The organism is Streptomyces sp. NBC_01549 (genome assembly GCF_026339955.1).
In the GTDB taxonomy this organism is placed as follows: domain Bacteria; phylum Actinomycetota; class Actinomycetes; order Streptomycetales; family Streptomycetaceae; genus Streptomyces.
In genome coordinates this window covers 232,490-247,506 of the sequence record NZ_JAPEPW010000003.1, presented here as the reverse complement: position 1 = coordinate 247,506, position 15,017 = coordinate 232,490, and the positions used below count along the sequence as shown (strand labels likewise).

Below are 15,017 nucleotides of genomic sequence, written 5' to 3'. Positions count from 1 at the left end.
CACATGTGAAGACCTGTTCAGATGTTCCTGTACGGTGGAGATGTCGCCCCGCTTCCGCCCTGAAGGGTTGTTTTGTCATGTCTTCTGATCTGCTCCAGCGGTCCGGACGGGCGGCTCCGGCCGCTTCGCGTACGGCGCCGAAGCGCCGTACGCGGGTGTTCGCCCTGGCGGAGGCGCGCTGGGCCGCCGCGGCGCTGGTGCTGTTCCTGATCGCGCTGCCGCTCCAGCTGTCCGGCGCACCCGCCTGGGCGTGGGGCCCGCTGTACGCCGCCGCGTACGTCACCGGTGGGTGGGAGCCGGCCTGGGCGGGGCTGACGGCGCTGCGGGAGAAGACCCTGGATGTGGATTTGCTGATGATCGTGGCTGCGATCGGTGCGGCCTCGATCGGGCAGGTGATGGACGGTGCGCTGCTGATCGTCATCTTCGCGACCTCCGGCGCGCTGGAGGCCCTGGCGACCGCCCGTACCCAGGACACGGTGCGCGGTCTGCTCGACCTCGCGCCGACCGTTGCCACCCGTCTGGCCGACGACGGGAGCGAGTCGCCGGTCCCGACCGAGGACCTGGTGGTCGGGGACACCCTTCTGGTCCGCCCCGGTGAGCGGGTCGGCGCGGACGGTCGCGTCCTTGCGGGGGCCAGCGAGGTGGACCAGGCCACCATCACCGGGGAGCCGCTGCCGGTCGCGAAGGGGATGGGGGACGAGGTGTTCGCCGGCACGCTCAACGGGACCGGCGCGTTGCGGGTGAAGGTCGAGCGGGACGCCTCGGACTCGGTGATCGCCCGGATCGTGGCCATGGTCGAGGAGGCTTCCGAGACCAAGGCGCCCACCCAGCTGTTCATCGAGAAGGTCGAGCAGCGGTACAGCCTCGGCATGGTCTTCGCGACCCTGGCGGTCTTCCTGGTCCCCCTCGCGTTCGGCGGAGACCTGACCGGCTCGCTGCTGCGGGCGATGACCTTCATGATCGTGGCCTCGCCGTGCGCGGTGGTTCTGGCGACGATGCCGCCGCTGCTGTCGGCGATCGCCAACGCCGGACGTCACGGCGTCCTGGTGAAGTCCGCTGTGGTGATGGAGCGTCTCGGGCAGGTCGACGCGGTCGCCCTCGACAAGACCGGCACCCTGACCGAGGGCACCCCCCGCGTCACCGACATCCGCCCCTTGGACGGTTCCGGGCTGACCGAGGACGCCCTGCTGGCGCTGGCGGCCGCCGCCGAGCACCCCAGCGAACACCCCTTGGCCCGCGCCGTCGTCGACGCCGCCCGCGCCCGCGGCCTGGCCATCGCCGACATGCAGGACTTCACTTCCGCTCCCGGCGTCGGGGTCACCGCCACTGTGGGCGGTCACTTGGTCGCGGTCGGCGCACCGGCCCGCCTCCTCGACGGCAACGACGACAGCGGCTCGGCCCGAGTCGCCGTGGTCGCGGCCGACCTGGAGGACGGCGGCCGCACGGCCGTCCTGGTCCTGCGCGACGGCGTCCCGGTCGGGGTGCTGGGCATCGCCGACCGGCTGCGTCCCGATGCCACCGCGACCGTTGCCGCCCTAACCAGGCTGACGGGCAGCACTCCGATGCTGGTGACGGGCGACAACCCGCGCGCCGCTTCCCGCCTGGCCGCCGAGGTCGGCATCACCGGCGACGAGGTCCACGCCGGTCTCCTGCCCCAGGACAAGGTCGAAGCTGTACGGCGCTTGGATGCCCGGGGGCGCAAGGTGCTGGTTATCGGCGACGGCGTCAACGACGCCCCCGCCCTAGCCGCCGCCCACACCGGCATCGCGATGGGCCGCGCCGGCTCCGACCTCGCCCTGGAGACCGCCGACGCCGTCATCGTCCGCGATGAACTCGCCACCGTCCCCACCGTGATCGCCCTCTCGCGGGCGGCCCGGCGTCTGGTGGTGCAGAACCTGGTGATCGCCGGGGTGTTCATCTCCGGCCTGGTCATCTGGGACCTGGCCGGCCACCTACCGCTGCCGCTCGGTGTTCTCGGCCACGAGGGCTCGACCGTCATCGTCGGCCTCAACGGGTTGCGCCTGCTGCGCGACGTCGCCTGGAACCGCGCCGCGAAGGACATGCGGTGAGCCGCCGTACCAAGAAGGCCGCCCCCGCTTCGGGGGCGGCCCGGCCCACCGTCACCGTCTGCCGCGGCTGCTGCTGCGGCACCCCGGCCAAGGTGCCCCGCCTAGACCACGAAGCCCAGCTCACCGATCTGCGCGTCCAGCTGGCAGGAGTCGCGATGGTCCGGCGTACCGACTGCCTGGATGCGTGCGAGCGCGCCAACGTCATCGTCATCCAGCCCTCCGCCGAAGGCCGCACGGCCGGCGGACGCCCGGTTTGGCTCGGGCAGGTCAACGACCCCGGCGCCGCTGCCGACATCACCACCTGGGTTAAGAACGGCGGCCCCGGCCTTGCCGAGGCACCCGACATCCTCGACCTCTACACGTTCAGCCCGTCCCGCCGAGTCCGCCACGAACTCGAAGACTGACCAGCCCCGGCCGGTGCGCGGCACTGACCACTGCCGCGTACAGACGCCGCTCCGCCCCCTGCGCCCGGGACACCGAGCACACCGCCTCCCAAACCGGTCACTGACCGCTTATGCACAAGGGTGCGGGTGCCGTAAGAAGACGCCGTGTGTGTGGACGGCACGCGGGATGCGGGGGATGAGTACTGCGGGGTCGCCGCCCGGGTACAGACACTGGTGGACCGTCGGTATTCGAGGGTTGCAGTATTCGCCGTAGAGCGAGCAGTTCCGTACCCGGCTCGGTCACGTCAGCGGTGACAAGGTGTAAAGCTCTCGCCGAACGGGCGCTGTCTGCGCGAAGACGCCGAATCAAGAACAAGACCGGCCTCTTGCGGTGAACCCGCCGGCCGCCCGCGCTCCGGTGCGGGCCTTCGCCCTCTGCCGCAGCGCCGTACGGCCCCCTACCGGCATCGGCAATCCCGCGCGGCAGAAGGCTCACCCGGCGCTACAAGGTTCACGGCGCCGGTACGGCACCGATCTGCTGCATCACCCCGAGGAGGTCGGGCTGGCCCCGTTCGCCGACGATCCGGCCGTCGGCCAGGTAGTAGAAGTTCATGGCCTGCACCGAGATCTTGTTGCCGCTCGCCGGGATCCCGAAGAATTCACCGTCGTGGGTTCCCCGCATGGTGAACCGCGCGGCCACGGTGTCGCCTTCGGTGACTGTCTCCTCCAGCGTCCACTGGACGTCGGGGAAGGCGCTGCGCATCATCCCGATGACTTCCATGTACCCATCGGGCCCTCGCAGTGGTTCCGGGTGGCTTGGCGCGTGGAACACCGCGTCCGGAGAAATGACCTCGCGGGCGAGATCCTCGTTGCCCGTGTTGATGAACTCGACGAAACGGTTCATCACTGACTCGGTGGACTGCGATGGCATCTTGCTGTGCCTCTCCAGAGACGTTTGGGCGGGTACCTGCGAGCGTAACATCGAATCGATGTCCACATCGATTCGATGTTCGCGTGCGAAGATGGACTCATGCTGGAACTCGCGATACTCGGCTTCCTCGCCGAGGGACCCCTGCCTGGACACGAGCTGCGCCGCCGCATCTCACAGCTGACCGGCTATACGCGGCCGGTCAGTGACGGCAGCCTGTATCCGGCGATCAATCGCCTGACCAGGGCGGGCTTGATCGAGCGGCGCACAGACCCGGCCGCGGGGGCGGCCCGATACGTGCTCAGCCTGACCGCGGCCGGACGGGCCGACATGCTTCAGCGCCTGCGCAAGCCCGCCGACCACGAGATCACCGACTTCACCCGGTTCTACGTCGTCCTGGCCTTCCTCTCCCACCTGCCCGCCGTGGCCGAACAGCACGCGGTGCTGCGCAGACGGCTGGAGTTCCTGGACGAACCGGCGAGCTTCTTCTACGACAACGAGCGGCCCCTGCGTGCCGAGGAGGTCGCCGACCCCTACCGGCGGGGCATGCTGCTCACCGCCCGCGCCACCAGCCGCGCCGAACGGACCTGGCTGCGCGAGACCCTCGGCGAGGAACCGCCCGTATTCGACGCCGCATGCATCGACAGCGATCCGCATGCGCCCGCCGCTCCCGCGAGCTGACTGTCCACGGAGGTACCCCCATGCTTGCTTCCTGGTACGACGCCCAGGGACCCGCCGCCGATGTCCTGCACGTCGCTGAACTCCCTGATCCCGTCCCCGGCCCCGGCGAGGTCCGCGTCCGTGTCACCGTCTCGGGCGTCAACCCAGGCGACACCAAGAAACGGCGCGGCTGGCACGGTTCGTCCATGCCCTTCCCGCGGGTGATCCCGCACAGCGACGCCGCCGGAGTCATCGACGTCGTGGGCGCCGGAGTCGACGCCCGCCGCGTCGGACAGCGGGTCTGGGTATACGGCGCCCAGTCCTACCGCCCCTTCGGCACGGCCGACCAGTACACCGTCGTACCCGACCACCAGGCCGCACCTCTGCCCGACCACCTCAGTGACGAGTTGGGCGCGAGCCTCGGCATCCCCGGCATCACCGCCCACCGCGCCGTCTTCGCCGACGGCCCGGTCGACGGCCAACTGGTCTTGGTCCACGGAGTTCTCGGCGGCGTCGGCTCCCTGGCGATAGCGGCCGCCAGGAGCACAGTGGCGTCGGTCTCGTACGGGTCGTCGTAGCTCTCGTGGTCGCTGACGTCGAACGGCGCGGCCTTCGCGGTGACCGTGAATCCGGGGACCACGGTGGCCGCCTTGCCCGCCAGCTCGGTGTTGAGCCGGTCGGCGTCGTGGCCGGCGAGCCAGGTCTGGTTATAGGGACCGAGGCGGAGCAGCGTGTACCCGGTGCCGTCGCTGCGGCGTGCTTCGACGTGGACGCCGTAGTTCGCCGGGACCATGCCGACGTCGTCGGGGAGGTCCAGGCCCGCCGCGGCGTGGGTGAGCGGCTCGTAGGCCGGACTCCACGCACCGAGGATCTTGTCCGTCTCGCAGCGCAGCCAGCCCAGCCGCCGGTAGCGGGCGCCGTATGGCGCATACGAGCCGCTGGGGTGTTGCAGGGCGACGGCGATGATGTCGGGCCCGCGGTCGTCACCCGGGCGCGGGTGGGCGCGCTCCACGAAGGGGCCGATCCGGACGGCGACGTCCTGGCAGCGGCCGGGGGTCCAGGGTTCCGGGTCGCGGAGGGCGGCAAGCATCGCGCGGAACACGTCGACGGCGGCCTGGTCCTCGAGGGAGAGGGCGCCGGGCGCGTGCCCGCAGCGGCGGAAGAGACGCTTCATCGGGTGGGCTCCTGCTCGGGGTTGGTGTTGGCGGGGCTTGTGGCAGGCGTTTTCAGCACGCGCGGGAGGTGGACGTGGAGGTGCTCGACTTCGACCTGGCGGCCGCGGTCGCGGAGTGCTCGGGCAAGGAGTTCGGTGAGACCGCTTGCACGGTGCCGGCCCTCCGTTCTCTCGCCTATCCCGAGTTGTTGCTTCCGGCGTTAATCGATCACGGTTCAGCGGCCGTCCCCGCGTAGCCCGGCGGTGCCGAACTCGCCCTTGTTATGGCTTGAGGGCGGTAGGTCCTGTGCCAGTGAACGCCCGACTCCTGGAAAGTAGTTGAGGTACAGGAAATCCCGGTGAGATTGATCTGCACACCGGCGAGCCGCGATTGTGAGCCGCCTCCACGGCCAGCACCCGCACGGACAAGCCGCTGCTGACGTTCAAGCAGATCGCCGTGGTGGTCGCGTGGACCGTGGACGCAGGAGTGACGCAGCCACGGCGCCGACTACGACGCTCCTCACAGGGCCAGCGCGGTTCGCGCCAGTCCGCGGAGCCAGGCGTGGGCGTGATCGGTGTCGTAGCGCTGATGCCATGACAGGTATATCGGTGCCGACGGCAGTTCGAGCGGGAGGGGGAGCACGACCAGGCCGAGGTCGGCGACCGCTGACCGCGTGGTGGCTTCGGGGACGCTGATCAGGATGTCGGAGCCGCGCGCGAACTCCAGAGCGGCCCCTTCCGTGGGCGCGGTCGCCACCACACGGCGGGTGAGGCCGAGCCGGGCGAGGGCGTCGTCGATGGCGTTGGTGAGGTTTCCACGTCGCGAGACGGTGACGTGTTCAGCGTCGGCGTACTGCTGTGCGGTGAGGGTCCTGACGCGGGTGAGGGGGTGCCCCTGCCTCGCGACGACGACGAGGCGGGTCTCGCCCACGTTCTCGGCACGGATGTCCGGTGCGCTCGGGCGGTTGGAGTTCGCCTCCAGGTCGACCTCGCCGCGCCGCAATTCGGGGGTGTCGATGCTCGATTCCGCGACGAAGCGCAGTCGCACGCCTGGCGCCTGTCCGCGCACGGCCGCGAGCAGTGCGGGGCCGCTCAAGGCGACGAGGGAATCGTGCCAGCGGAGTGTGAACGTGCGCTCGAGCGTTGCCAGATCGAGTTCACGGCTCGGTGCCAGCACCCCCTGGACCTGGTGCAGCAGCTCGTGCACCTGTTCCCGGACGGCGATCGCATACGGCGTCGGGGTCATCGTGCGGCCGGTGCGCACGAGGATCTGATCCCCGGTCGTGCGCCGGATCCGGCCCAGACTCCGGCTCATCGCGGGGGCGGTGACGTGCAGGCGCGCCGCCGCCCCGGCCACACTGCCCTCCTCCAGCAGCGCGTCGAGCGCGGCGAGCAGGTTCAAATCCAATTGCATGTGAGTAATTCTAACCGTGCCTGACATGCATTTGAAGTTAATCGCCGGGCTGCCTACCGTTGAGGCGAAAGCGCAAGAAGTAACGCGCAGTTCGGCCCTCGACCGGCCTCAGCACCCCTCCTCAGACGGGAATACCGCCATGTCCGAAACGCTTCAGACCACCGACGTCGCCGCCTCCGACGCCGACCTGCTCGCCCAGACCGCGATCGCCGTGCGTGAGGCGGGTTCGGCGCTGCGCGAGCGCTTCGGCGAGGTGGTCCGCTACCAGAGCCGCGAAGAGCTGATGCGCGCGCTGGCCGTCAACGACGACGCGGCTCTCGACATCCTGCGTCCCCGTCTCACGAGCCTGCGTCCGCAGGCCGGCTGGGTGGAGGACGAACTGGACGGCGGGGCGCTGCCGGCCGGCGAGTGGTGGGTCGTGGATCCGGCCGAGGGCAACGTCAACCACCTGCACGCCCTGCCGGAGTGGGCGGTGACCGCCACCCTCGTGCGGGAGAATCAGCCGGTGCTCACCGCAGTGCACCTGCCGTTGACCGGCGAGACCTACACCGCGCTCACCGGCGCGGGCGCCCACCTCGACGGCCGGCCGCTGCACGTCTCCCAGACCGCCGACCTCGGCCTGAGCATCGTGGCCACCAGCCAGGCCCGGCCGGACGAGGACGAAAAGGTCGTGCGGCGGGTCGGCTCCTCGATCACCGCGATGCTCTTCGACGCGCTCGTCGTCCGCGTCGCCGTGCCCGCGACCCTGCACCTGCTGAACGTAGCCGCCGGCCGGATCGACGCCTTCTGGCAGTTCGCCGGCGCCCGCGCGGACCTGCTTCCCGGAGCGCTGCTCGTCACCGAGGCCGGCGGACGGATCTCCGACGCCGAGGGCCGCCCCTGGACCCCCCAGAGCCAGAGCTTTGTGGCCGCCGCGCCGGGCGTCCACGCCGAGGCCGTGTCCACGCTCTCGCGCTGACCGCGCACTACAACCCGCACGCCCACGGAAGGACCAGATCATCATGACCAAGATCGCAGTTCTCGGAAACGGCCGCGTCGGCGGCAACCTGGCCGCAGCCCTCGCCCGGGCAGGACACGAAGTAACAGTGGCGGACCGCACGCCGGGCACCGCCGCCGACGCCGCCCGGACTGCCCGGATCGTCATCAACGCCACCCCGGGCGCCGGCTCGCTGGACCGGCTCGCCGCTCTGCGCGAAGAACTCCGGGACAAGATCCTCGTCGACGTCTCCAACGCCACCACCGACGGACCGGACGGACTGCCCGCCGATCTGATCTACCCCGGCTCGAGCCTGGCCGAACAGCTCCAGAAGGCGCTCCCCGAAACGCGCGTCGTCAAGACACTCAACACCATGCTCTTCCCGGTGATGACCTCGCCGGACACGCTCGCCCAGACACCGACCGTGTTCCTCTCCGGCGAGGACGCGCAGGCCAAGCAGAGCGTCCGCGAACTGCTCACCGACCTCGGCTGGCAAAAGGAATGGATCACCGACCTCGGCGGGATCCAGACCGCCCGCGCCACAGAGGCCGCGATCCTGTTCGTACCTCACGTCATCCGTTCCACCGGATTCACACCCTTCGCGATCTCAATCGCCCGCTGACTGTCGAGCTGCGCCGGCTGGAGGTAGCCGGAGCCGGCGCGTGGCATGGATGGGTTCCCGGTGGGACACGATCGTGGGATGTACTGCCCGACTTGGTGGCGGAGTCGACGTTGACCCAGGGGCGTCAGGCACAAACTCTCGCCTCGTCAGTCATCCGCCAGAACTTGAACCCGGCGACGTCCTCTTCGCCGGCGTAAGTTCTTCTGGAGCGTCGCGGAGACCTGGCGGCTCTCGGCGTCCTTGGGCAGCACGCGTTCGTCCGGGGTGCCGAAGGTGATGCCGAGCAGCGGGCTCGCCGCCACCAGCAGGACCGCGAGGACGGGCAGCGCGGTGAGCGCGGGCCGCCGCATGACGGTACGCGCCAGCCGCGCCCATATGGAGACGCGCGTGGTGGCGTTCGCGGTCTTCGCCCAGGGCATCTGCCCCTTGTTGACCCGGTGCCCCAGGACGACGAGCAGCGGCGGCATGACGAACAGCGCGCTGACGGCCGCGATGGCGACGACGCCGACCCCGGCGAAGCCGAACGACCGCAGGAAATACTGCGGGAAGACGAGAAGCGCCGCGAGTGCGGCGGCCACGGTGGAGGCGGAGAACGCGACGGTGCGGCCGGCGGTGTGCACCGTCCGGCGGACGGCGTCCTCCACGCTCGCGCCGGTCGCGAGCTGTTCCCTGAACCGGCTGATCATCAACAGGCCGTAGTCGATGCCCAGTCCCAGGCCGAGAGCCGTGGTGAGGTTGGTCGCCGTGTTCGAGACGCTGGTGACGTCGGCGAGCAGGGACAGTTCGGCGAACGAGCCCAGGATGGCGATGACGGCGATGGCCAGCGGCAGCAGCGCGGCGACCACGCTGCCGAAAACGAACAGCAGCAGTATGAGGGTCAGCGGGATCGCGATCAGCTCGGCCAGCTCAAGGTCCTCGACCACCTGCGTCGACATGTCGTTGCCGACGGCGGCCACCCCACCGGCCCGTACCGTGAGGGCTTTGTTGTACGTGCCGTCGTAGTCGTCGAGCAAGCTCGTGGCGTTCTTCTGCTGCTGGGTCGGGTCGCCCTTGACGTGGGCGAGGACCATGGCCTCGCGGCCGTCCTTGGACAGGAGTTGGGCGCTCCGCGTGTCCCAGTAGGAGACGACGTTCGCGAGCGTCTTCTCCTTCTTCAGGCTCGCGACCAGTGCCTTGCCGTTCTGCTCGGCGGACGGGGTGTCGACCCGGCCGTCGCCGGCGCGGACTAGCAGCACGAGGTTGGTCTCGCCGCCGAATTTCTTGTCGATGAGATCGCGTGCCCGGGTGGACTGGGAAGCCGGGTCATCGAAACCGCCTCCCAGCAGCTTGGTGAATGCGCCGCTACCGAGGGCACCCATCCCTGATCTTGCGTGGGTATCCCCGGCTTCAGCCGGGGAGGGAAACGCATCCTCGGACCGGAGGCGCGCAGCGCCGGAGTTCGCTGCGCCTCTTCGGTGACGGTCAGGTGGGCCGCTTCTGGCCCTCGATGTACTGACGGACGATGCTGAGCGGTGCGCCGCCGCACGAACCGGCGAAGTAGGAGCGCGACCAGAACACGGAGCCCAGCCCGATGCGGTTGATGCGGCCGGTGTACTCGGCGCGCAGGTAACGGGAGCTGACGCCCTTCAGGCTGTTGATCAGCTTGGACAGGGCGACCTTCGGCGGATAGTGCACGAGCAGGTGTACGTGATCGGCTTCGCCGTTGAACTCCTTCAGCTCCGTCTCGAAGCTGCCGCACACCTCCCGCATGATCTCCTCGCACCGCTTCAGCATGGCGTCATCAAAGACGTCCTTGCGGTACTTAGTGACGAACACCAAGTGGGCGTGCAGATTGTAGGTGACGTGACGGCCGGTACGGATATCGGGGTTTGGTTCCCAGCGCGGTGACATACACCAAGGGTAGTATGATCTTCGAAGCTGACCAGGAAAGGGGGTGGGCCGGATGATCCGTGCGTACAAGTTCCTCATGCGGCCCACCGTGGGCCAGGCGGCAGCGCTCAGTGAGATGCTGCGTGATCACTGCTCCCTCTACAACGGGGCGTTGCAGGAACGCCGCGACGCCTACCGGCACGCCTCGAAGACGACGATCCGGTATGGGCAGCAGTCGGCCCAGCTCAAGGACATCCGGGCCTTCGACCCCGAGCGTCAGGGCCGCTGGTCGTTCTCCAGCCAGCAGGCGACCTTGCGCCGGCTGGACAAGGCGTTCGCCGCGTTCTTCCGGCGCGTGAAGGCAGCGGACAAGCCGGGGTATCCGCGTTTCCGGTCGCGCAAGCGGTTCGACACCGTGGACTTTCCCAAGGACGGTGACGGCTGCCGCTGGGACTCCACCCCGCACGACCCCGTCACCCGCGTGCGCCTCCAAGGCGTCGGCCACGTCAAGGTCCACCAGCACCGGCCCGTAGTCGGCAAGGTCAAGACGATCAGCGTCAAGCGTGAAGGGCGCCGCTGGTACGTCGTCCTGACCGCCGAGCAGCCCCAGCCCGAACCGCTCCCGGCAACCGGGTCTGTGGTCGGTATCGACATGGGCATAGCCAACTTCCTCGCTGACTCCAACGGCGAGTTCGTACCCAACCCCCGCCACGGCGCGAAGGCCGCCGCGAAACTCGAAGCCGCCCAGCAGGCTCTCAGCCGCTGCAAGCGGGGCTCCAAGCGCCGCCGCAAGGCCGTGGAAGCCGTGGCCCGGCTGCACCGCAAGGTCCGCCGTCAGCGCCTGGACCACGCGCACAAGACCGCGCTCGGTCTCGTCCGTGAGCACGACTTCATCGCGCACGAAGACCTCAAGATCCGCAACATGAGCAAGGCCCCCGCACCCAAGCCGAACCCTGAACAGCCGGGCAGCTTCCTGCCCAACGGGGCCAGCGCGAAAGCGGGACTCAACCGCTCGATCGCCGATGCCGGATGGGGGGTGTTCCTCGCGATCCTGGCCGCCAAGGCGGAAGGAGCCGGACGGCAAGTGATGGCGGTGGACCCCCGCAACACCTCCCGGCGGTGCCCCGAATGCGGGAACACCACCAAGGAGAACCGGACAACCCAGGAGAAGTTCCACTGCGTCTCGTGTGACCACCAGGCACACGCGGACACCGTGGGTGCGATCAACGTTCTACGGGCCGGGCTGGTCCGCCGCGACGCCAACCCGGCATAGCGAGAAGCCCCCTCGTTCACGAGGGGGAGGAGTCACTACGACACCGCCGGAGCAGACGCCGTCGGCGCCTGCCGTGCGGCCAGCACCACCGGAAGCTGCCCCTGCCCATTCCCCTGCCGGCACCGGAGAAGCTGGACCTGCCGTACCGGAGCCGCCGCGATTGCCGGAACCGGAGGCCGGTGTGGCGGCCACAACCGGAAACGACGTGAACACTGCGGACGCCGAGGACACCGCCCCGAGCCGCACCGGCCACGAGCGTGCCGTGCCGCCTCACCCGAGCATTCCGCCGATCCCCGCGCAGCCGCTGGCCCCCGCGAACCAGATCCCACCTCAGCCGGCGCCGGACTGGCCGCCCCTGCCATCCTTCCCGCCGCCCGACCCGGGCGAAGGCGGACGTCGCTCGGCACTGGGACGGTGGCTGCACCGGGTCCGGCGGTCCCGCCCCAGCCGGTGATCGTCGACTCCCGCGCAACAAGCTGGATCGGCAACAAAGGGAAGGCCGTTACCCGAAGGATGCCGTAACCCGTGGGCATGCGAGCTGGCTGCCGTTACCGAGGCCCACGCCGCGAACACGACGCCGAGAATGAGGAGGGACCATGGCGCACGTCTGGGTGCTCCACGACAACGGGACGCTGCAGGTCGAACTGTTCCGCGCGGACGCCATCGAACAGCCGTGTTCCGACGACAAGTAGGTGGACGCCCGCCGTATCGGGGCGGAGGCATGGTCGACGCTCCTGCACATTAGCGGCCGGCCGGACCCCCCGGTTGGATACGCCCTGGACCTGCTCAAGGCGATTGCCAGAGCGTGCGCCGAGCGTCCCGATGAGGACACCGTTGCGGGCGCCTGAGGAACCGGAGAACCCCACGTCCGGCTGGAGTTGGACCATCCACCAGCTCGCCGACTACCGCCTTCCCCAGGACTGAGCCGAGGCGGCGGCCGTCCGTAGCTGTCACACAGCCGGGGGTACCGCAGATGGGGCGCGCGCCCCATGTCGTACGGGCACGGGTCAGGACTCGTACGACGCGGGCTCGTCGAGCTCTTTGAACTGGCCGATCCAGATCCGCCAGGCGAAGGTCAGGCTGTAGAGGCCACCGCTGAAGACGACGGGCCACAGGATCCAAGGCGGCCACGGCGGTGGCAGGGGCAGGTCGGCTATCAGTGCGGACAGTGTGGTCATGGCGACGACGAAGGGCGGGCCGATCCAGGTGAAGAAAGCGGTCTTGTCCACCTGATGGCTGCCGTAGAGGCTGGCGATGGCGAGGTTCGCGCTGAAGATCATCAGTGGGAACATCCACCTGCTCCAGCCGGCTTCGTGCAGGCCGGGGGAGCCGCCGGCAGTGAAGGCGACGCCCCCGACCAGTATCAGGTGGCAGAGTGCAACGAGCGTGATGACAGCCCGGGCCGGCCAGCTCACCTGGTCTTTGACCAGAACGCGATGCGGTCGGGAAGCGGGCGCAGGGGACTCGCCTTCGCCTTCGCCGCTGGCAGGCTCCCGCTGACTCTCAGAGTCCTCCTCCTGCTCGCCGTGGGAGAGTTCGTCGACGAGCTCCTCCAGGCCGCGTGCGCCGGAGGCAGCCCGGGTTTGTGCGTCGGCGATGAGATCGCTGGCCCACTCGTAGGTGTCGGGGTCCGCGTTGGGCTGCGTGGCCCGGTCGGCGACCGCGTCCTCGAGCTCCGCCAGCCACTGGCGGGTGTGCTCCACGTCGAGTTCGGTGGCGATGGTCTGCACGGCCAGCGGCAGCAGTAGTTCCGGGTTGGCGGCAACGGCGCGGAGCGCGCCGTCGGCGAGGTCGGGCTGTTCCCCGGCGGTCCGTACGACGGTGCTGAGAGCCTGGTGGCACTGGTGCTGGGTGAGGCGGTCGTGCTGCAGGAAGTGTTCGACGAACTCGTTGCCGCTGTCGGTTTCCACGTCGGCGAGCAGAGCGGTGGCCAGCGGCTCGCCGATGGCGCCCCAGTGCGCGCCGTCGGTGGCCGGGTAGGCAGCGGTCAGGACGTCGTCGAGCGCGGCGAGCTGACTCCGGTCAGGCAGGGCCGCGGTCCCGTAGCCATGATGGTGGACGTCGAAGCTGGCGCGGACGGCCGCCCGGCCGTCGCGGGCGGTGGGCGCGCCGGCGAGGAACTGCGCCACGACGAGGGTGCGCAGCAGCTTGGTGTCGACGGCGTCGGTGCCGAGCCGGGCTTCGGCGACGCGGCGCACGTAGTTCTCCTCGTTGGCGAGGAGGACCTCCATGGGGTGGTCGTTGCGGGCGAAGTCGGGGTTGGCGCGGGCCAGGACGTCGGCGAGCGCGGCGATGTGGTGGTAGATCACCGGCTGACTGCGGGCGGAGGTGATGTCGGCGCCGTAGCGGCGCGGCGCGTCGGCGACGACGGTCTCACGCCAGGTGTCGTCGCCGTGCCCGGCCTGCTGCAGCAGCCGGATGCGGTGGGCGAAGGCGGCTTTCGCCTCCACGTAGATGTCCTCCGGGCTGTGGTCGGCCAGCGCGTCGTCGGGGGCGAGCAGGAAGGTTTCGTTGACCGGGCCGACCTGCTGGGCGCGCAGGTCGCGGCGCAGCCTCGGCCACCAGATGCCGTCTGTGCGGGCCAGGAGCAGGACGCGGACCGTGGCCCCGTCGTTGCCTTCGGCCAGCGCGCGGGCGACGTCGCGGATCTGAGCGTCGCGGGCTTCGGCGACATCGACTGCGATGAACAGTGGGTACGGCGACGAGGCGAGCATCCCGTACTCCGTGTGCACGGGCGTCTCGGCGAGGAATCCTCCGCTCCACGGCCGCTGGCGGGCGCGGGCGGCGGTGAGACGGGCGAGGACCTCGGTGACCAGGCGGGACTTGCCGGTGCCGCCCAGACCGGTCACGGCGGCCACATCCACCCGGGGCGTGCCCTGACACCAGCGCTCGATCTGGTCGATCAGGCCGGTCATGCCGGTGAGACCGACGACCTGGGAGCGCGGGTCGAGCAGGTGAGAGGAGGACAGCGTCGGCGCGGGTGGAAGGGTGAGCAGCCCTGTGAGGTCGGCGGGGAGCAGGCGCGGGGGCATGCCGGTGTGCGCGGTGACCGCGGTCGCGAAGTTGTCGGCCGTCAGAAGGTGAGACAACGGTCGTGCCAGCACGCTGCGGTCCCACTGCTGGTCGACGAGGGTTGCGATGCCGACGAGCAGGCCGTCGCAGAACACCCCGGCCCCTGAGAGGCCCTGCCAGTTCTTCACCTCCGTCGGGACGGCGCCGTCGACCTCGAGCGCGTACACCTTCGAGCGGGAGCCGGTGTGAGGGGCGATGCGCCCGTCCACGGTCTTCAAGTCGTCGACGTACCGGTCCGGGTTCGCGGACATCCTGCGGCGCATCGCTTTGGGGAAGCCTGTCATCGTGCACACCGGCCGACGGTCCGGATAGTCGCAGACCAGCTCGCCGAAGCGCACCACACGGACGTCCGCGCCGACCCGGGCGCGGTCGGCCGTCAGCAGTACCGCGTCCAGCTCGGAGCTCTGCCACACCGCCACGGCCTCGGTGAACGTCGCGCTCGCGGTGTCCCGGACCTTGACCACGCTGCCCCCGCCCGGTTTGGCGACGTGAAGGGCGGTGAGGACCAGGCCGGGTGCAAGCAGGCAGCCAGTGCCGTACGACTCCTTGTCCTGGTTGATGACTTCGACGGCGCGAGACGCCGTTCCTCCTGCCATCG

The 15,017-nt window shown here is 69.8% G+C and carries 11 protein-coding genes and 2 pseudogenes; 8 read left to right on the top strand and 5 right to left on the bottom strand.

Annotated elements, in window-relative coordinates; translation table 11 throughout:
* Positions 1-77 precede the first annotated feature (77 nt).
* Positions 78-2,069: a heavy metal translocating P-type ATPase gene (locus tag OG819_RS47345; protein WP_266655943.1), complete on the top strand. Its 1,992-nt coding sequence runs from the start codon at positions 78-80 to the stop codon at positions 2,067-2,069.
* Positions 2,066-2,473, top strand: a complete 408-nt coding sequence (locus tag OG819_RS47340; protein ID WP_266655942.1) for a (2Fe-2S) ferredoxin domain-containing protein — start codon at positions 2,066-2,068, stop codon at positions 2,471-2,473. The genes OG819_RS47345 and OG819_RS47340 overlap by 4 nt, the downstream gene beginning before the upstream one ends.
* 490 nt (positions 2,474-2,963) lie before the next feature.
* Here the strand turns inward: OG819_RS47340 and OG819_RS47335 are convergent, their stop codons facing one another.
* A complete protein-coding gene (locus OG819_RS47335; protein ID WP_266655941.1) occupies positions 2,964-3,449 on the bottom strand; it encodes an ester cyclase in 486 nt (161 codons plus the stop codon).
* A gap of 33 nt (positions 3,450-3,482) precedes the next feature.
* Here OG819_RS47335 and OG819_RS47330 point away from each other — a divergent pair, with 33 nt between their 5' ends.
* From OG819_RS47330 to OG819_RS47320, 3 genes and pseudogenes are all read left to right on the top strand, one after another.
* Positions 3,483-4,061: a PadR family transcriptional regulator gene (locus OG819_RS47330; protein WP_266655940.1), complete on the top strand. Its 579-nt coding sequence runs from the start codon at positions 3,483-3,485 to the stop codon at positions 4,059-4,061.
* A 20-nt stretch (positions 4,062-4,081) separates the two neighbouring features.
* A pseudogene (locus OG819_RS47325) lies at positions 4,082-4,567 on the top strand (alcohol dehydrogenase catalytic domain-containing protein); the annotation flags it as partial.
* Positions 4,568-5,288: 721 nt separating this feature from the next.
* A complete protein-coding gene (locus OG819_RS47320; RefSeq protein ID WP_266655939.1) occupies positions 5,289-5,450 on the top strand; it encodes a hypothetical protein in 162 nt (53 codons plus the stop codon).
* A gap of 263 nt (positions 5,451-5,713) precedes the next feature.
* On the opposite strand, the gene OG819_RS47315 is transcribed toward OG819_RS47320, so the two are convergent.
* Entirely contained in the window at positions 5,714-6,607 is an 894-nt protein-coding gene (locus OG819_RS47315; RefSeq protein WP_053747144.1) for a LysR family transcriptional regulator, read from the bottom strand.
* 139 nt (positions 6,608-6,746) lie between these two features.
* Here OG819_RS47315 and OG819_RS47310 point away from each other — a divergent pair, with 139 nt between their 5' ends.
* Together OG819_RS47310 and OG819_RS47305 are read left to right on the top strand one after the other, a co-directional pair.
* Entirely contained in the window at positions 6,747-7,565 is an 819-nt protein-coding gene (locus tag OG819_RS47310) for a 3'(2'),5'-bisphosphate nucleotidase CysQ (RefSeq protein WP_053747145.1), read from the top strand.
* Positions 7,566-7,608: 43 nt separating this feature from the next.
* Entirely contained in the window at positions 7,609-8,205 is a 597-nt protein-coding gene (locus tag OG819_RS47305) for an NAD(P)-binding domain-containing protein (protein ID WP_266655938.1), read from the top strand.
* 200 nt (positions 8,206-8,405) lie between these two features.
* Here the strand turns inward: OG819_RS47305 and OG819_RS47300 are convergent.
* Positions 8,406-9,569: pseudogene (locus OG819_RS47300) on the bottom strand (MMPL family transporter); the annotation flags it as partial.
* A gap of 97 nt (positions 9,570-9,666) precedes the next feature.
* Positions 9,667-10,095, bottom strand: coding sequence for an IS200/IS605 family transposase (gene tnpA / locus OG819_RS47295; protein WP_266655842.1), 429 nt, complete (start codon positions 10,093-10,095; stop codon positions 9,667-9,669).
* A gap of 52 nt (positions 10,096-10,147) precedes the next feature.
* On the opposite strand from tnpA, the gene OG819_RS47290 reads away from it, so the two are divergent.
* Positions 10,148-11,347: a transposase gene (locus OG819_RS47290; RefSeq protein ID WP_266655814.1), complete on the top strand. Its 1,200-nt coding sequence runs from the start codon at positions 10,148-10,150 to the stop codon at positions 11,345-11,347.
* A 1,007-nt stretch (positions 11,348-12,354) separates the two neighbouring features.
* Here the strand turns inward: OG819_RS47290 and OG819_RS47285 are convergent.
* Entirely contained in the window at positions 12,355-15,015 is a 2,661-nt protein-coding gene (locus OG819_RS47285; protein ID WP_266655936.1) for a hypothetical protein, read from the bottom strand.
* Between the last annotated feature and the right edge of the window lie 2 nt (positions 15,016-15,017).